This is a genomic window from Pseudomonas sp. CCC4.1 (genome assembly GCF_035019225.1).
GTDB classification, from domain to species: Bacteria; Pseudomonadota; Gammaproteobacteria; order Pseudomonadales; family Pseudomonadaceae; genus Aquipseudomonas; species Aquipseudomonas bubulae.
Window position 1 is genome coordinate 94,624 of sequence record NZ_JASJWL010000009.1, and the last position, 18,825, is coordinate 113,448.

Below are 18,825 nucleotides of genomic sequence, written 5' to 3' on the forward strand. Positions count from 1 at the left end.
CGTCGGTTGATCGAACCGGTGTATCAGAGGACTTATCCATGACGTTCAGCAGCACTGCTCCAGAACAGCTGACCAGCCTGTTGGCGGCGCAGAAAAAAGCCTTTGTCGGCGCAGGCCACGTCAGTGCCGAGCTGCGTCGGGAGCGCATCCAGCGGGTGATCGAGTTGCTGGTGCGCTTCCAGCAGCCGCTGGTCGAGGCCATGGATGCCGACTTTGGCGGCAGGCCCCAGGGCTTTTCGTTGATGAATGACGTGCTGGGTTCCCTGGCTTCGCTCAAATACGCCCGCGACCATCTCGAGCACTGGGTTGCAGACGAGCCGCGCCAGGTGTTTGCGCCCTATGACCAGTTGGGCGCCAAGGCCTGGGTGATGCACCAGCCCAAGGGCAGTATCGGCATTCTCGGCACCTGGAATGCGCCGCTGTTCACCTTGCTCAGCCCCTTGGCCTGCGTGCTGGCGGCGGGTAACCGGGCGATTCTCAAGCCCTCTGAAGTGGTGCCGCGTACCGCCGATGTGCTTGCCGGGGCTTTTGCCGAGCTGTTCGATCCGCTAGAAATCGCCGTGGTCACCGGCGACGCCGAACTGGCGCAAGTGTTTACTGCGCAAGCCTTCGACCATCTGGTGTTTACCGGCAGCACTGCGGTGGCGCGCTCGGTGATGCGCAATGCGGCGCAAAACCTGGTGCCGTTGACCCTGGAGCTGGGCGGCAAGTCGCCAGTGATTATTTCCCGCAGCGCCGATCTGGCCAAGGCGGCCTTCAGCATTGCCGTGGCCAAGGCCAATAACGGCGGGCAAATCTGCATCAACCCGGACGTGGTGTATGTGCCCCGCGAACAGATGGAAGATTTCCTTGGCCTGCTGGGCGCGGCCTACAGTGAGCTGTTGCCCGCCACCGACGCCAATCCTGACGTGGTTGCGGTGGTCAACGACCGGCATCTGCAGCGTATCGAAGGCTATGTGCAGGACGCCCGCCAGCGTGGCGCGCGTGTCGAGCGCTTCCCTCGGGCTCTTGAGGTTGACGCGCTCACACGCAGGCGCCCGTTGCAGGTGGTGATCAATCCGCCCCGCGACAGCCTGATCCTGCAAGAAGAAATTTTCGGTCCGGCACTGGTGCTGTTGCCCTATGAGCAGCTTGACCGTGCGCTGGCCGATATCCATTCACGCGAGCGCCCGCTGGCGCTGTACTACTTCGGGCAAAGTGAAGAAGAGCAGCGTCATGTGCTGCAAAACACGATTTCCGGTGGGGTCAGCATCAACGACGTGATGATGCATGCGGCTTTGCACGATGCGCCTTTTGGCGGTATTGGCGCCTCGGGCATGGGCCATTACCACGGCCGCGAAGGGTTCCTGGAGTTCAGCCATATGCGCACCGTGTACAAGGCTGCGGCCCACGACCCGCGCCGCGAGTGGGGCCTGTTGCCGCCTTATGGCGAGCACTTTTTACCCGCCATGCAGGCGATGGTCACCGCCGACTGAAACCCGAAATGCCTTGTGGGAGCGAGCCTGCTCGCGAAGGCCGAGATGCGATGCAGCTCTTCGCGAGCAGGCTCGCTCCCACAAGGGGTGTTGCTCTTTAAATAAAAACAAGATTTGCTCTGGAGATTGACCTTGCAAAACCCTGCCGAAACACCTGAACAATCCACTGGCTGGCCCCGTCGTCACGTCCTCAAAGCGGGCGCCCTGGCCGTGGGTGCCGGGCTGCTGGGGCGTTTTGCCAATGCCGCTGAAGGCACCGCCATTTCGCCCGGCGAGTACCTGGCAATGGATGCCACCGACATGGCCCGCGCCGTACAAAAGGGCGAACTCAGCCCTCACACTCTGCTGGCAGCGGCCATGGCCCGCTGTGATGCCGTCAACCCCAAGGTCAATGCCGTCAATATGCGCCATGACGACTACGCCCAGGCACTGCTCAAGGCCCGCAGTGCCAGCGGGACTGCGAATACCGGCGCACTGGCCGGGGTGCCGATCCTGATCAAGGACCTCAACACCTACCTGCAAGGTACCCGCACCACCAATGGCAGCAGGTTGTACAAGGACGCGCCACCAGCGCCCCACACCAGTACCCTGATTGACCGCTATCAGGCAGCCGGGGCCGTGCCGTTTGGCAAGACCACCTGCCCGGAATTCGGCCTGACCACCACCACCGAATCCCTGCTGTGGGGCCAGACCCGCAACCCCTGGAACCTGGCCAAAAGCGCCGGCGGCTCGTCCGGCGGAGCTGCTTCGGCGGTTGCCGCAGGTATTGTGCCGGTGGCCCATGCCACCGACGGTGGCGGCTCGATCCGCATTCCGGCGTCTTATTGCGGGCTGGTCGGGCTCAAGCCGACGCGTTACCGCACACCAAGCGGCCCGGGCAAGTACGAGGGTTGGTTCGGTGCCAGCGTGGGCAACGTGGTGTCGCGCAATATGCGCGATATGGCGCTGTTTATGGACGTGGGGCAGGGACATGAGGCGGGCAGCCCGTATTGGGCAAAACCGCTGGTACGTCCTTACGTTGAAGAGCTGCGCACTGCACCGGGCCGTCTGCGTATCGGTGTGGTGCGTGACTCGTTGACCGGCTCGCCGCTGGACCCGGCGGTGGTCAGGGTGCTGGACGACACTGCCAAACGCCTGGCCACCCAGGGCCATGAAGTTGAAGAATTGCGCCTGAGCATCGACCCGCGGCAGTTGTTCGGAGCCCACGGCTCGGTGGTTGGCGATGCCTTGCTGACCATGGTGCACGATCGCGAGCAAGTGCTGGGGCGCAGCGCCACGGCCGATGACTATGAACGCATCACTCAGGTGGTACTGGGCAATGCCCAAAAAGTCACTGGAGAGGGTCTGTACCGGGCGCGGCAGTCGTTCGAAAGTATTGGCGGTTATATGGAAGAGCAGTTCCAGAAGTACGACGTGATCCTGTCGCCGGTAACAGCCAACATTACCCCGGACCTGGGCCTGCTGAGCCTGAACCAGCCGTGGGACAGCTATGCCCACAACGCCATGGGCAGCGCGGCCTTTACCGTGCTGGCCAACGTCAGCGGGCAGCCGGCGCTGTCGTTGCCGGTGGGCATGAGCGACAACGGCCTGCCCATCGGCATGATGTTCACCGCGCCATTGGGCGGTGAAGACGTGTTGCTGCGTTTGGGCGCGCAGATCGAGCAGGATCGGCCTTTTGCGAAGTTACCGGTGGTTTAAAAAGCGCCCTGACCCTCTCCCTCAGGGAGAGGGGATTGATTGGCGTTTGCCCTGCGGCTAGCTCCCTCTGCCTTTGGCAGAGGGTTGGGGTGAGGGCCAGCCTTCACCCGATATCCCGACTAGTCCGCTTTGACGATGATCCACAACCCCGCTGGCGGGATTATTCGTCACACACCGCCCGCGCATTCGCGCAGCGAGAGACTGACGGAGAACACACGGATGGATCAGATACGAGAGAAAAGTCCGATTGAGCTTGAGCTGCTGCAACGCGCGCGCAATTTGATACCTGCGCTTAAAAGCCGTTCAGCCCAGGCGGACAAGGACTGCAAGCTACCTGACGAAACCGTTCGCGAAATGCAGGAAGCCGGGCTGTTTCGTGCCCTGCAACCGAAAAAGTGGGGCGGCCATGAAATCGACTTGCGCACCTTTTTTGAAATCCAGATGACCCTGGCGGAAGGCTGCATGTCCACCGCCTGGGTTTATGGCGTAGTGGGTGTGCATCCGTGGCAACTGGCGCGTTACCCGGTAGAGGCGCAGCGTGATGTGTGGGGCGAGGACAGCTCGGTGCTGGTGGCCTCGACCTATATGCCCGTGGCCAAGGTCACGCCGGTCAAGGGCGGCTATCAGGTCAGCGGGCGCTGGGGCTTCTCCAGTGGCAGCCAGCATGCGCAGTGGTGTCTGCTTGGCGGCATCGTGCCGCAAGATGAAACCGGCCCTACCGAACACGGCACCTTCCTGATCCCGGCCAGCGACTACCGTATCGAGCAGAACTGGGACGTGTTGGGCCTGCGCGGCAGCGGCAGCCACGATATCGTCGTTGAAGACGCTTTTGTTCCGGCCCATCGAGTACAGCGCACCAACAATTACGGCATCGAAGCCACACCGGGGCGGCTGGTCAACACCAACCCGATGTACGCCATCCCGTTTGCCCAGGTGTTTGCCCGTGCCGTCTCTACCTCGGCCCTCGGCGCCCTGCAAGGCGCGATCAACGAGTTCCGTGACAACGCGGCCAAGCACATCGGCAAGCATGGCGCCAAAACCGCCGAAGACCCGGCCGCCCAGGCTGCCGTGGCCGAAGCCATCATTACCGTCGACTCGCTCAAACTGGTGCTGATGCGCAACTACGCCAACCTGATGGCACTGGCCGCCGCCGGTGAATACCCGGATGTGGAAACCCGCTTGCTGTATCGCTACCAGTCTTCCCATGTAACCAATGTGTGCGCCGACCGGGTCAGTGACCTGCTGCGCTGCATGGCCGCATCGGGCTTGTACAACACCAACCCGGTGGCGCGCTTCTTCCGTGACCTGCATCAGGCTCGCGGGCATATCGCCAATAACGAGGCGGCTTACCGGCGCAGTTACGGCCTGGTGCAATTGGGCCTGCCCAACGCGGACCCGTTTGTGTGATCGGCTGATCTACATCCGGCAAAACACTTCTGACCTCAGCGCAAGGCATAACAATAATGACGGCTCACGATCAGTCTCAGTCCAGCTATGACGTAATTGTTGTCGGCTCCGGCGCCGGCGCCATGACCTCAGCCCTGTTTGCGGCTGATCAGGGCCTGTCGGTCCTGATTGTCGAAAAAAGCGATAAATACGGTGGCACTTCGGCGATTTCCGGTGGCGGTATCTGGATCCCCAACAACCACTACTTTGCCGCGCTCGGCGGGCAGGACAGCCTCGAGCTGTCGATGCAGTACCTCAAGGCGGCCACCGGCGAGCATGGCGACCCGGTGCGCCTGAAGGCGTATCTGGATCACGCCGCGCCGATGATCAAAAAGCTCACTGCCAACAGCCACGTGCGTTATGCGGTGGCCGACAAATACCCCGATTACTACCCGCAACTGCCCGGCGCCTTGCCGGGTGGTCGCACCCTGGACCCGGAGCTGTTCGACACCAGCCTGCTGGCCGAAGAACTGCCCAACCTGCGCAAGCCTTCACCCTCCACCCTGTTGATGGGGCGCATTGCCTGGACGGCCCGCGATGCGCACAAGGCCATGGCGCGCAGCTTTGGCTGGCAATGGCTGATCTTCAAGTTGATGGCGCGCTACAAGCTCGACTTCAAATGGCGGCGCAAAAGCAAGTACGACCGCCGCGCTGCGTTGGGCAGTTCGCTGGTGGCGTCGTTGCGTCGTTCACTGATGGACCGCAACGTGCCGCTGTGGCTCAACACCGACTTTCAGGATGTGGTGCTCGACGGTGACCGGGTGTGCGGCATCAAGGTCGCCACCGGCGGCAAGGTGCTTGAACTCAAGGCCCGTCGCGCCGTGATTTTCGGCTCTGGCGGTTTCGAACAGAACCAGACGCTGCGTGAGAAGTTCCTGCCGCAGCCGACCCGTGCCAGCTGGAGCGCCACGCCACCGGGCAACAATACCGGGGCAGCGCTTGAGGCCGGCATGCACATTGGCGCGGCCACCGCGCTGATGGACTGGGCCTGGTGGGCACCGACCATTGCCGTACCCGGCGAAGAAAAACCCCGCGGGGTGTTTGCCGAACGGGCGTTCCCGGGGGCTATTGTGGTCAACAGCCTGGGTCAGCGCTTCGTCAACGAAGCGGCGCCGTACCTGGAATTCGTCGACGCCATGTATCAGGACAATCGCAAGACTGATGGCCGATCAGTGCCTTCGTGGGTGATCTTCGACGGGCACTTTCGCTTCCACTACGCCATGGGCCCGTTGATGCCGGCCCAGGTGATGCCCGACAGCCGGCTGCGCAAGGAGTGGCTCAACACCGTGTACTGGAAGGCCGACAGCCTTGAAGCCCTGGCCATGCAGATCGGCGTGGATGCGCAGGGGCTGGACAGCACCGTGCAGAAGGTCAATGGCTACGCCCAAACGGGTGTCGACCTGGACTTCGATCGCGGCGGCAACGTCTTCGACCGCTACTACGGCGACAGTAATATCAAACCCAACCCGTGCCTGGCGCCGTTGCGCAAGGGGCCGTACTACGCCATGCGCCTGGATGCCGGTGATATCGGTACCAAGGGCGGGTTACTGACCAACCAGCATGCCCAGGTGGTGCGTGAGGACGGCCAGCCGATCCCCGGCCTGTACGCTATCGGCAACTGCTCGGCATCGGTGATGGGCACCAGCTACCCGGGCGCCGGTGGCACTCTGGGCCCGGCCATGACCTTTGGTTATATCGCCGCCAATCATATCGCCAGCAGCGTGCCGGCTACGGCCAGCAGCAAGGTGCGGGCACTGTCATGAGCCGAGCGCAGAATACGTCCAGCAACAGCAAAATTCTCGCGCCCTTGCAGGCCGAGCGCCTGAGTGCAGGGGACTGGCACGACACCTGCGACGTGCTGGTAATAGGTTGGGGGGCGGCGGGTGCCTGCGCCGCACTGGAGGCCAGCAGCAATGGCGCCAGGGTGATTGTGGCGGACCGCTTTACCGGCGGTGGCGCCAGTGCCAAAAGCGGTGGTGTGGTTTACGCCGGTGGCGGCACCCGGCATCAACAGGCCGCAGGTTTCACCGACAGCACCCAAGCGATGTTTGACTACCTCAAGCACGAAACCCAGGGCGTAGTCAGCGATGCAACCCTGCAAAAATTCTGCGATGACAGTGTCAGCAATCTTGACTGGCTTGAAAGCCACGGCGCGCGTTATGCCCATAGCGTGCCGCCGGGAGGGAAGACCTCATACCCGTCCGATGGCCATTTTTTGTATTACTCGGGCAATGAGCTGGTGCCTTCCCATGCCGGCACCCGGCCACCGGCCCCCCGCGGCCATCGTACGGTGGGCAAGGGCCAGTGTGGCGCGGTGCTGTATGGACATCTCAAAGCCGCGTGTCTGCGGGCCGGGGTGCAGCCGCTGTTGCAATCGGCGGCACGCCGGCTGGTGGTGGATGCCAGCGGGCGGGTGGTGGGTGCCGAGTTCTGCAGCCTGCCCGAGGGCAGCCGCGAAGCGCGCTTGCATGCACGCCTGGCGGCACGGGCCGAGCGCCTGCAAAACTTCGCCCCCGGTTACTGCGACCGCCTGCGCCTCAAAGTCAGCCAGTTGGAGCGTGACCATGGCCAGCCGTTGCTGATCCGGGCGCGCCGTGCGGTTATCCTCAGCACCGGGGGCTTTATCTTCAACCGCGGGCTGATTCGCGATCATGCGCCCAACTTCAGGCGCAATTTCAAGGTGGGCGCTACCGGTTGCGATGGCAGCGGTCTGCTGCTGGGGCAGTCGGTGGGGGCCCGAAGCGAGCGGTTGAGCCGGGTGTCGGCCTGGCGCTTTATCAACCCGCCGCACTGCTGGCCCAAGGGCATTGTGGTCAACAGCAATGGCCAGCGTTTTTGCAACGAAGAAGTCTACGGCGCCACCCTTGGCCAGCCGCTGTGCGATGAGCAGGGCGGGCAGGCGTGGCTGGTGCTGGATGCGCGTTTGCGCAAACAGGCAATCCGTCAGGCGCTGTTCGGTGGCTATTGGTGGTTCCAGAGCCTGCCGGCACTGGCCTTGATGCTGCTCAAGGTGCGCAAGGGTGACAACCCGGACCGGTTGGCCAGCGTTTGCGGCATGCAGGCGGGGGAGCTGAGTGGTGCCCTGCGCGCTTACAACGCCGGTGCCCGGGGCGATGGGCCGGATGCTTTCGGCAAGTCTGAAGGCAGCCGCCAGGTGTTGGATAAGGGGCCGTTTTACGCTTGCGATATCAGCGTCGGTAACCCGATCTTTCCTTTGGGGGCCCTGACCCTGGGCGGCCTGAAAGTCGACGAAGACAATGGCGCAGTCCTCGATATACACGGCCAGCCGATTGCCGGCCTGTTCAGCGCCGGGCGCACCGCCATCGGTGTGGCGTCGCACCTGTACATCAGCGGTTTGTCCCTGGCCGACTGCGTGTTTTCGGGGCGGCGTGCCGGCCTTGCCGCCTCAGGCAGGAACGAGCCTGGCACAACAATCGCGAGCAGGCTCGCTCCCACAGACAGTGCAAGGGTGACCTTATGAGCGCACGTGTTGCAGGCAAGGTGGCGTTGATTACCGGTGGGGCCAGTGGCGTGGGCAGGGCAACGGCGCTGCTGCTCGCCCGTGAAGGTGCCCGTGTGGTGATCAGCGATATCGATGTGGCGGGTGGCCTGGCCCTGGCTGAAGAGATCGGTGCGCAAGCATTGTTTATTGAGCATGACGCGGGCAGCGAAGCAGATTGGGCGCGGGTGATCGACACCGTTCGCGAGCACCACGGGCGGCTGGATATCCTGTTCAACAACGCCGGGATCCTGCTCAAGGGCGATATTGAAAATACCGCCTATAGTGATTGGCAACGGGTGCAGCGCATCAACTCCGACAGTGTCTTCCTGGGTTGTCGCGCCGCCATAAGCCTGATGAAAGAAAGCGAGGGCGGCTCCATTATCAACATGTCTTCGATTGCGGCGGTGGCCGGACGCGATGATTACGTTGCCTACAGCGCCTCCAAAGGCGCCGTCGCCGCCCTGTCGCGTACCGTGGCGGTGTTGTGCCGCCGGCGCAAATACCGCATTCGCTGCAATTCCCTGCACCCTGACGGCATCCTCACACCGATGACCACCGCGGGCTTGCCCGCCGGGCTCGACCCGTGGAGCCTGACCATCGATGCCGACCCCATGGGACGCATGTGCCTGCCCGAAGATGTCGCCGCCAGCGTGCTGTTTTTGGCCAGTGACGAGTCCCGCGCCATCAGTGGTATCGAGCTGCGGATCGACAGCGGCCAGTTTGTGATGAGTATCTGATATGAGCCAACCGGCGTATTTCTCCCTGCGCGTAGCGCAAATTGTGACTGAAACCGCGGACTCCCGTTCCCTGGTGTTCGATGTCCCTGCGGCCTTGCGTGAGCAGTTTACCTATAAGTCAGGGCAGTTTCTGACCCTGCGCGTGCCCTTTGAAGGCGGCTGGTTGCCGCGCTGTTATTCTCTCTCCAGCACCCCGCTGGAGGACGAGCCCCTGCGCGTCACCATCAAGCAAGTACGTGACGGTCGTGCCTCCAACTGGCTGTGTGAGCAGTTGCGTGAGGGCGACCAGCTGGAAGTGCTGGCGCCGGCCGGGGTATTTGTACCGCGGCATTTTGACAATGACTTTGTGCTGTTTGGCGGTGGTAGCGGGGTCACACCGGTGCTGTCGATCCTGCGATCGGCGCTGATTGCCGGCACAGGCCGGATCCTGCTGATTTACGCCAATCGCGATGAAGCGTCGGTGATCTTTGCCGCCGAGCTTAAAGCCCTGGCCAGCGCCCACCCGCAACGATTGCAAGTGATCCACTGGCTGGACTCGGTCCAGGGCATACCGGCGGTGGCACAACTGGCGCAGATGGCACAGCCTTTTGTGCATGCCCAGGCCTATATCTGTGGCCCCGGCCCGTTTATGGATGCGGCCGTCAGCGCCTTGCACGACATCGGCATGGAGCACGGGCACATCCACGTCGAGCGTTTTGTCTCGCTGCCGGAAGAGGGCAGTGTGGCCGCTCCGGCACCGGTCAACACCGATGTGATCGGCAGCCAGCTGTCGGTGCGCCTGGACGGGGAGGAGTACGAAGTGCCCTGTGCAGAAGGCGAAACCCTGCTCAATGCCATGCATCGCGCCGGCCTGAAACCGCCCAGCTCCTGCCTGGTGGGTTCCTGCGCAACCTGCATGTGTACGGTTGAGCGCGGCAGTGTCGAAATGCTGCGCAATGATGCCCTGGACCCACAAGAACTCAATGACGGCTGGGTGCTGGCGTGCCAATCGGTGCCCAGCAGCGAACAGCTGCGCGTGTGCTTTCCCGAATAACCTGCCAGACGAGTGACCGATGACTTCCAGCCTGCAACAGAGCCTGCCGCGCTCGATCCCGCAACTGCTGTTCAACGCCTCGGTGCAGCATGCCGGGCGCACGGCCATTGAAGAACATGGCCAATGCATCGACTACAGCGAACTGCCGCGCCTGGCCCTGGGCGTCACCCGCAGTCTGATGGCCCAGGGCATTGGCAAGGGCGACCGGGTGGCGATCTGGGCACCCAACGGCCGGGACTGGATCATTGCCGCGCTGGGCATTCATTGCGCGGGGGCGGTCATGGTGCCGATCAACACCCGAATGAAAGGCCCTGAAGCGGCCGATATCTTGCTGCGCAGCGGCAGCCGTCTGCTGTTTGTGCAGCCGAGTTTTCTGGGCACCGATTACCTGGCTTTGCTCGCGCCCTACCGACCGGCCAGCCTCAAGTGCCTGGTGTTGCTGGGCGAAACCACGGCGGCCAGTTCCGCCGGCCTGGATTGGGACGGTTTTGTGGCCATTGGCGCGGCCACCAGCGAATCTGCCGCGCTGTTGCGTGCAGCCAGCGTGAATAGCGATGACCTCAGCGACCTGCTGTTTACCTCCGGTACCACCGGCAAGCCCAAGGGCGTGATGAGCGCCCATGGTCAAACGATTCGGGCCTTTAGCGAATACGTGTCGGTGATCGGTTTACAGGCCGGTGACCGTTATCTGGTGATCAACCCGTTTTTTCATGCCTTTGGCTACAAGGCGGGGTGGCTGACCTGCTTGCTGGCGGGGGCGACCATCCTGCCGCACCCGGTGTTCGACGCCGAAGCGGTGTTCCAGCGCATTGCCGCAGAGCGCATCACCGTGTTGCCGGGGCCGCCGACCCTGTACCTGTCGATGCTGGCCCATCCCAAGCTGGCGGAAACCGACCTGTCGAGCCTGCGCATTGCCGTGACCGGCGCGGCGACGGTGCCGCCGATCCTGATCGAACGCATGCGCAGCGAACTGGGGTTTGCGGTGGTGACCACGGCCTATGGCCTGACCGAATGCGGCGGCTTGGCCACTATTTGCGACCCTGCTGACTCGGCGACGATCATCGCCAGCACCAGCGGGCGGCCGATTCCGGGCACCGAGGTGAGCATCCGTGACCCGCAAAACCGGGCTTTACCGGCGGGCAGCACGGGGGAGATCTGCCTGCGCGGTTTTCATGTGATGCAGGGCTACTTTGAAGACCCGCAGGCCACCGCTGAAACCATCGACAGTGAAGGCTGGTTGCACACCGGGGATATAGGCCAGCAGGATGCCGCGGGCAATCTGCGTATCACCGACCGGCTTAAAGACATGTTTATCGTCGGTGGTTTCAACTGTTACCCGGCTGAGATAGAAGCCGGTCTGATGGAGCATCCGGGCATTGCCCAGGTGGCGGTAATCGGTATACCCGACGCGCGTATGGGCGAGGTAGGGTGTGCGTGCGTGGTGTTGCGTCATGGTGTGCAACTGGATGAGGCAGGATTGATCCAGTGGGCGCGTGAACATATGGCCAATTACAAGGTACCGCGTGTGGTGCGCTTCCATGACGCGCTGCCGGTGAATGCATCGAACAAGGTGGCGAAGAATGAGTTGCGGGCGGGATTCATGTAACGGGCCACCTGTGCGCTCGCCCTCACTCTGGCCTCCAGGGCCGGGGTGAGGGGGGCTTTTCCGGACATAGAACCGGACATCGACAATGGCCATAACTGTCCCCTTTTGGCCTGCCTCCCTCTGTGATCGCGCCGGGCTCTCGGCAAGAATCAACCCCGTCACTCAATAACAACAAACCACTTCGTCCTTGCCCTTGGCCTTTTGCAGGCCGCTGCCGTGTACAGAACATAACAACGATCGATCTCACGCCGAATCCGGGGAACTGAGCCATGGACACTCTGAAACGCTTGATGAGCGCCACTGTTTGTGGGCTGACGCTGCTGGCCAGTGCCGTACAGGCCGAACAGCGCGAGCTGCGGGTGTATAACTGGGCGGACTATATCCTGCCGTCCGTGCCCAAGGACTTCGCCAGACAGACCGGCATCAAGGTCACCTGGGACTCCTTCGACACCAACGAAGCCCTGGAAGCCAAACTCCTCACCGGCAATTCGGGCTATGACCTGGTGGTGCCGTCCAACCAGTTCCTCGATACCCAGATCAAGGCCGGGGTGTTCCAGAAGCTGGACAAGAGCAAGCTGCCCAACTGGCAGCACCAGGACCCGGCGCTGCTCAAGCTGCTGGACACCAATGACCCTGGCAATCAGTACGCTGTGCCCTACATGTACGGTACGGTGCTGATCGGTTTCAACCCGGCCAAGGTCAAGGCTGCGCTGGGTGAGGATGCGCCGGTGGACAGCTGGGACCTGGTGTTCAAACCCGAAAACATGGCCAAACTCAAATCCTGCGGCGTGGCGATGCTCGATTCGCCTTCGGAAATCCTGCCCTTGGCCCTGCACTATCTGGGGCTGGACCCCAACAGCCAGAACCCCGCCGACTATGAAAAAGCCAAGGCGCTGATGCTCAAGGTCCGCCCCTATGTGACCTACTTCAACTCGGCCAAGTACATGACGGATATCGCCAATGGTGACATCTGCGTGGCCATTGGTTATTCCGGCAGCTTCTACCAGTTTGGCAACCGCGCCAAAGAGTCAGGCAACGGCGTGGTGGTGGACTGGCGCTTGCCCAAGGAGGGCGCGCCGATCTGGTTTGACACCTTCGCCATCCCTAAAAGTGCAAAAAATGTCGAAGAGGCCCACGAATTTCTCAACCACCTGCTGGAGCCCAAGGTCATTGCCGGGATCAGTGATTTTCTGGGTTACCCCAATGCCAACAAGGACTCGCTGGCACTGATCAACAAGGACATCACCGGTAACCCCAACCTGACCCCGACCAGCGAGGCGCTCAAGTCGCTGTATGTGGTGCAACCGTTGCCGCAAAAAATGGAGCGCGTGCGCACCCGGGTGTGGACCAGCATCAAGTCGGACAAGTAACCCCTCGGAGGTAGTGCATGGGGGTTATCGTCAAGTGCCGGCCAGGTTCTTACACTGGCTGCACTTAATCGAACGACGAGAAAGCACCATGCGTATCCGTGAGCTTGGCATCACCATCGGTTCGGGCACCCCGGGGGCGTACAACGCCATCACCGACGTACCGGGTGTGCGAGTGGGTCATCACACCCTCAACGTTGAAAACGGCGATGTTTCCATCCATTCCGGTGTCACCGTGATTGAGCCGCGTGCGGGAGCCACCCACCTGCAACCCTGCTTCGCCGGCGTGCATGTGCTCAATGGCAACGGCGACGCCACGGGGCTGGAGTGGATTCGCGAAGCCGGTTTGCTGACTTCGCCGATTGCCTATACCAATACCCACAGTGTTGGCGTGGTGCGCGATGCGCTGGTGGCAGCCGAGCGTGAGCTGGGCAAGCAGCACACCTACTGGTGCATGCCCGTGGTGCTGGAAACCTACGACGGCACGCTGAACGATATCTGGGGTCAGCATGTCACGGCCGAGCATGTGCTACTTGCCCTGCAGGATGCCAGGACAGGCCCTGTGCAGGAGGGCAATGTGGGCGGTGGCACAGGGATGATCTGCCACGAGTTCAAGGGTGGCATTGGCACATCCTCGCGAGTGTTGAGCCCGGAGCAGGGGGGCTGGACCGTCGGTGCGCTGGTGCAAGCCAACTATGGTGTGCGCGAAGCCTTGCGGGTGGGGGGTTACCCGGTGGGTACCGTGCTGGATGACGTACCGTCCCCGTTTAAGAGCGAGAAAAATGTGGGCGTGCCGGGCATGGGTTCGATCGTGATAACCATCGCCACCGATGCGCCGTTGTTGCCGCACCAGTGTACCCGTCTGGCGCAGCGTGCCAGTGTCGGGCTGGCGCGAGTGGGGGGCGGCACTGAAGACTCCAGCGGCGATATTTTTATTGCCTTTGCGGTGGGCAACAGCAATTTGCCGGCGGCTAACTTCGGCCATCCGGGGGAGCCGACCACGGCATTGCAGATGGTCAACAACGATTACATCTCGGCGCTGTTTGTGGCGGCTGCGGATGCGGTAGAGGAGGCGATACTCAATGCCATGCTCGGTGCGGATGACCTGAGCGGATGTGGCAATACCGTGCTGGCGCTCAAGCCCGAACGGTTGCTGGCAGCGTTGCAGCAGGTGGGCTGGAAAGCCTCCTGAGGGCTGCCTCAACCTTGCGTAGCAGCTGCCGTAGGAACGAGGCTGCGTTCCTCGGCAGCTGCTACGGGGATTTGCCCTTATAGTTTCGGCAACTGCCCCACCCGGGCCATCATCTCGGTGACGATCTGCAGGTCCAGCATGAACTGCTCCACGGTCTTGAATTCGTTATCGGTATGCCCGGTGTATTTCACATCCGGCATGGCCAAGCCGAATTGCACGCCATTAGGCAGTTCATGCACCGAGGTTGCACCCGCCGAAGTACCGTACGTGTGCTCCATGCCCAGGTTTTCGCTGGCTACCGCCAACAGCGCCTTGACCCACTCACCCTCGGGGTTACGGTACATCGGCTCGGCAATCGAGTACTCGAAACTCACCGGTACCTGCTGACTCTTGCTCCAGACTGTCAGCTTCTCGGCAATCTGCGCTTTCAGCGCCTCCGGCGACTTGCCCTTGGGCACGCGCAGGTTGACCGCCAGCTTGAGCGCTTTGTCGTCCAGCCCCACAAAGGTCAGTGAGGTGGTCAGCGGCCCCATAAAGTCATCGGCAAAACCGACCCCCAGCTTGCCGCCCTTGTAGTCCAGGCCCCAGTTGTCGGCAGCATAGTGCGCTGCGTCGGTAATGTGGTTGTGCTTGAGGGCGATAGGGCCGTCGACGCTACTGATAAAGTCGAGCATCCGTGCCACCGGGTTGACCCCCGACTCGGGCTCTGAGGAGTGGGCAGAAACCCCGGTTACGGTCAGCACGACATCCTTGCCAACCACCTTGGCATTGACCTCGAAATCACCGCCATTGCGTTTGGCATATTCTGCACCGGCCTTGTTCAGGCTGGCAGCCAGTTCGGCGGGTTTGTCGGTCACCAGGGTTGCTACCGACGTCGACGGGATCTGGTTGGTCGCCATGCCGCCGGTCAGCGAGACGATTTCGGCGCCCTGGCCTTCGCCCTTGCGCCGGGCAAAGGTGGCCATAACGGTGCCGTAGCCTTTTTCGGCAATCACCACCGGGTAGCCGCCATCCAGCGCCAGGTTGTAGTTGGGCACCGGGTTGTGTTCGAAGTAATAAGGAATGGCATCACCGCTGGTTTCTTCGGTGGTGTCGATCAGCAACTTGAAGTTCCTGGCCAGTGGCAGTTGTTCTTCCTTGATGACTTTCATGGCGTACATCGCCACCACGATGCCGTTTTTGTCATCCTCCGTACCGCGCCCGTACATACGGTCACCGATCAGTGTGACCTTGAACGGGTCGAGTTGGGTGCCGTCCTTGAGTACCCAGTTTTCCGGGGTTACCGGCACTACGTCGGCGTGGGCATGAATACCGACCACTTCATCGCCACTGCCTTCGAGGGAGACTTCATAGACACGGTTGTCGATATTGCGAAAGTTCAGGTTAAAGGCCTTGGCCAGATCCTTGATCTTGTCGGCGATCTTGAGAAATTGCGGGTTCTCGTACTGGGGCACGTCGTCCAGGTTGACGGTGGGGATGGCCACCAGTTCACGCAGGGTGTCGGTAGCCGCCTTGCCGTATTTGAGCCGGGTATACAGGCCCAGCAGGCGATAGATCTCGTTCTGTTGCTCGGGGGCCAGTGCCTTGTTGTCGAGAAAGGCGCTGATGGTCGGGCCGAGATTATCTTTTTGCGCCAGCTCACTCTTGGCCAACGCCCCCAGAAACTGACGGAAGTCAGTGACATGGGTGTCGCTGAACGTCTTGAGGATGACAGCACTCTGTTGCGGGGTGATGGTGGCGTGGGCTGCAGTGCTGAACGCAGCGAGGCTGGCCATCATCATGGTTGCAGCGGCCAGTTGTTTAAGTGAAAAGTCCATTTTGCAGGGCGTTCCTGTACAGGTCGTTGGATGGAAACATGAAGTAAGTGAAACAAAACATTTCCAAACTTACACTGCGAGGCGCTGCCACGTTAAGCGCTTTTTATTCTTGAGCCTGCAAAAACAGCGAGAACAGTTCGGACTGTGACTTGATTCCCAACTTGCCGTACATGTGCTTGCGATGGACCTTGACGGTCTCCGCAGAAATTGCCAGTTTTCGGGCGATTTCCTTGTTCGAACAACCACTTAGCAGCAACAGGGCGACTTCCATTTCGCGTGCGGTCAACGGCGAGGTCAACTGCTCGGCAGCCGCTTCAAGGCGGCTTTGCCAGTTGGGCGTGAGCTCCGGTGCCTCCTTGGGGTCGCGCTCAAAAACCAGGCGCTGGCGCATCAAGGCGGCCACCCACGGTTGCACCAACCCCAGCAATGCACTCTGTTCCAGGCTGAAACGGCACTGGCTGCCCAGTGACAGGCTCAGGGTGCGTTGATTGTCGAGTTGCACATTGATATGCACCTCGTCGGTAACGATATTCAGGCGGAAATAACGCTGGTAGTAGTCGGTCTGTTCAAAGCATTCGGGGGCCACGTCCTGCAGGCGGAACAAGCCGCTTTGCGGTGCTTCACGGTTGGCGATATAAAACGGGTCCAGCAGGTAAAGCCCCTTGAGGTAGTCCTGGAACAGCGAATCCATGCCACCGTCTGCACCGGGGGACTCGGCCAGAACCTGTGGCTTGCCGGCGCTGTAGATCAGCACCACCCAGTTGTCCACGGGTACATAGCGGCCCAGCAAACGTACCAGCGCAGTCCAGAAATTGGGCCGGTCCAGGGTTTCGATCACGCGGCCCATCGCGTCATGCCAGGCCACATCCTGCAAGGTCAGATTCATCTCACTACCCACCGGGTGTTACCCCATCGAAGTCATTTATTGGCGCGGTGCCGCGCACCATACTCGGCTCATCCCACCCTGCAAGGATCCGAGATGAACATTGAACTGGTGCAACTGGCAGGCCGTGACGGCGACACCGCTTATAACCTGTCGCGTACATTGAGCGCCATCGCCAGCTGCGCTGACGATACTGCGCTGCTGGTATTCCCGGAGACCCACCTGACCGGCTTTGTCGGCGGCCAGCAACTGGCGCAGGTGGCGGAGCCATTGACCGGCCCGACCCTGGGTGCGGTATTGCAGGCCGTACGCGAACGTGGAGTCAGTGTGGTGGTGGGGCTGGCGGAAAATCATCACGGCACCTTCTATAACACCTCGGTACTGGTCACGCCCGAGGGGATCGCCTTGCAGTACCGCAAGACCCATTTGTGGCCAAGTGAACGCGGCGACTTTACCCCCGGCGACCGTTTTACCACCGTGCTCTGGCAGGGTGTGCGGGTTGGCCTGCTGATCTGTTATGACATTGAGCTGCCGGAAACCGGCCGAGCACTGGCGCAACTGGGGGCTGAACTGATCATTGTCACCAACGGCAATATGGACCCCTACGGCCCGGTGCATCGTACCTCGATCATGGCCCGTGCCCAGGAGAACCAGGCGTTTGCGGTGATGGTCAATCGCGTCGGTAGCGGGGATGACGGGCTGGTGTTCGCGGGTGGCAGCATGGCGGTCGATCCGTTCGGGCGGGTGTTGCTCGAGGCCGGGCGCGATGAGATTCGCCATGTTGTAGCGCTGGATCTGGATCAGCTCAAGGCTGCCCGGCGAGACTACGACTACCTCAAGGATCGTCGCTTGCTGCTGTCGGGTGAACAGCTCGAACACCCGGACGGGCGTCGCGAACTGTTGATTGGAGCCAGCCAATGAAGACTAAAAACACGACGGTTATTGCCCTGGCTGCGCTATTGGGTTGCAGCCTGGTTCACGCCGCCGAACCTCAGGTGAATATCTACAACTGGTACGACTTTATCGCTCCGGACACGATGAAAAACTTCCAGGCCGAAACCGGCACAGCCTCGATGTACGACGTGTTCGACAACAGCGATGTGATGCAAAGCAAGCTGATGGCCGGTCGCAGCGGGTATGACGTGGTTGTGGCCACCGGTGACCTGCTACCCAACCTGATCAAGGCCGGGGTGCTCAAGGAACTCGATCGGGGGCAGTTGCCCAACCTCGCACACCTGGACCCGGCCATCCTTGCCAAGATGCAGAGCAATGACCCCGGCAATCGTTATGCCGTGCCGTATTTGTGGGGCACTACCGGGGTGGGTTATGACGTCGACAAGGTCAGGGCGATACTTGGGCCGGATGCGCCGGTGGATTCCTGGGACCTGATCTTCAAGCCCGAGAACCTGAGCAAATTGAGCCAGTGCGGTGTAGCCATGCTCGATGCCCCCGGTGAAATCATTCCAATTGCGTTGCACTACCTCGGCTTGCCACACAACAGCAGCGACCCCCGGGACTATGCCAAGGCCGAAGCGTTGCTGCTGACGTTACGTCCTTATATCCGCTATTTTGACTCGTCGAAATTCATTACCGACCTGGCCAATGGCAACGTCTGCGTGGTGCTGGGTTGGGCAGGCGGGGTGCAAGACGCCAAAACCGCCTCGCAGGTGGCCGGCAATGGGCGCAACATCCGCTACAGCATCCCCCGTGAAGGGGCGCCGATCTGGGTTGAGAGCATGGTGTTGCTCAACGACGCGCCCAACCCGCAGCAGGGGCTGGCCTTTATCGACTACATGCTGCGCCCGCAGGTGATAGCCCGGACTTCGACCTACCTCAAATATCCCAATGCGAACCAGGACGCCAGGCCACTGATGGACCCGTCGTTGCGCGACAACCCGGATATCTACCCTGACGAGAAAGTCATGGCCACTTTGTTCCCGCTGGAGCCGTTGCCGCTCAAGCTTGAACGGGTGCGCACGCGGGTGTGGAGCAAGGTTAAAAGCGGAACGTGAAGCCAGCCTTTGTCGATACTCCGTTACAGATCAAGCCCTATTGTGGGAGCGAGCCTG

General features: G+C 61.5%; 14 protein-coding genes. 12 read left to right on the forward strand and 2 right to left on the reverse strand.

Features of this window, described 5'->3' with window-relative positions; all coding sequences use genetic code 11:
* Positions 1-38: 38 nt before the first annotated feature.
* The 10 genes from QN377_RS06255 (at position 39) to QN377_RS06300 (ending at position 14,056) form a co-directional block, all read left to right on the forward strand.
* Positions 39-1,475, forward strand: a complete 1,437-nt coding sequence (locus tag QN377_RS06255) for a coniferyl aldehyde dehydrogenase (protein WP_095024612.1) — start codon at positions 39-41, stop codon at positions 1,473-1,475.
* Between the two features lie 132 nt (positions 1,476-1,607).
* A complete protein-coding gene (locus QN377_RS06260) occupies positions 1,608-3,173 on the forward strand; it encodes an amidase (RefSeq protein ID WP_322212816.1) in 1,566 nt (521 codons plus the stop codon).
* 219 nt (positions 3,174-3,392) lie between these two features.
* Complete coding sequence (locus QN377_RS06265; RefSeq protein WP_095000073.1) at positions 3,393-4,580, forward strand: acyl-CoA dehydrogenase family protein; 1,188 nt, start codon at positions 3,393-3,395, stop codon at positions 4,578-4,580.
* A gap of 56 nt (positions 4,581-4,636) precedes the next feature.
* Complete coding sequence (locus tag QN377_RS06270; protein ID WP_095018483.1) at positions 4,637-6,382, forward strand: FAD-binding protein; 1,746 nt, start codon at positions 4,637-4,639, stop codon at positions 6,380-6,382.
* Positions 6,379-8,100, forward strand: coding sequence for an FAD-binding protein (locus QN377_RS06275; RefSeq protein WP_095018484.1), 1,722 nt, complete (start codon positions 6,379-6,381; stop codon positions 8,098-8,100). Before QN377_RS06270 ends, QN377_RS06275 begins: the two co-directional genes overlap by 4 nt.
* Positions 8,097-8,858, forward strand: a complete 762-nt coding sequence (locus tag QN377_RS06280) for an SDR family oxidoreductase (RefSeq protein ID WP_095032527.1) — start codon at positions 8,097-8,099, stop codon at positions 8,856-8,858. Before QN377_RS06275 ends, QN377_RS06280 begins: the two co-directional genes overlap by 4 nt.
* Before the next feature lies 1 nt (position 8,859).
* On the forward strand, positions 8,860-9,891 hold the full coding sequence (locus QN377_RS06285) for a ferredoxin--NADP reductase (RefSeq protein WP_095018485.1): 1,032 nt from the start codon (positions 8,860-8,862) through the stop codon (positions 9,889-9,891).
* Between the two features lie 19 nt (positions 9,892-9,910).
* Positions 9,911-11,497 (forward strand): FadD3 family acyl-CoA ligase, encoded by a 1,587-nt coding sequence (locus QN377_RS06290; protein WP_095018486.1) that lies wholly within the window; start codon positions 9,911-9,913, stop codon positions 11,495-11,497.
* Positions 11,498-11,766: 269 nt separating this feature from the next.
* A complete protein-coding gene (locus QN377_RS06295; RefSeq protein WP_095000079.1) occupies positions 11,767-12,867 on the forward strand; it encodes a polyamine ABC transporter substrate-binding protein in 1,101 nt (366 codons plus the stop codon).
* An 88-nt stretch (positions 12,868-12,955) separates the two neighbouring features.
* The gene (locus QN377_RS06300; protein ID WP_095018487.1) at positions 12,956-14,056 is read left to right on the forward strand and encodes a P1 family peptidase; all 1,101 of its coding nucleotides are present in this window, start codon (positions 12,956-12,958) and stop codon (positions 14,054-14,056) included.
* Positions 14,057-14,133: 77 nt separating this feature from the next.
* On the opposite strand, the gene QN377_RS06305 is transcribed toward QN377_RS06300, so the two are convergent.
* Positions 14,134-15,873 (reverse strand): dipeptidase, encoded by a 1,740-nt coding sequence (locus QN377_RS06305; RefSeq protein ID WP_095018488.1) that lies wholly within the window; start codon positions 15,871-15,873, stop codon positions 14,134-14,136.
* Between the two features lie 103 nt (positions 15,874-15,976).
* Positions 15,977-16,759 (reverse strand): helix-turn-helix transcriptional regulator, encoded by a 783-nt coding sequence (locus QN377_RS06310; RefSeq protein ID WP_095000082.1) that lies wholly within the window; start codon positions 16,757-16,759, stop codon positions 15,977-15,979.
* Positions 16,760-16,852: 93 nt separating this feature from the next.
* Here QN377_RS06310 and QN377_RS06315 point away from each other — a divergent pair, with 93 nt between their 5' ends.
* Both QN377_RS06315 and QN377_RS06320 read left to right on the forward strand, forming a co-directional pair.
* Positions 16,853-17,677, forward strand: coding sequence for a carbon-nitrogen hydrolase family protein (locus QN377_RS06315; protein WP_095018489.1), 825 nt, complete (start codon positions 16,853-16,855; stop codon positions 17,675-17,677).
* Complete coding sequence (locus QN377_RS06320; RefSeq protein ID WP_095018490.1) at positions 17,674-18,768, forward strand: polyamine ABC transporter substrate-binding protein; 1,095 nt, start codon at positions 17,674-17,676, stop codon at positions 18,766-18,768. The genes QN377_RS06315 and QN377_RS06320 overlap by 4 nt, the downstream gene beginning before the upstream one ends.
* Positions 18,769-18,825 lie beyond the last annotated feature (57 nt).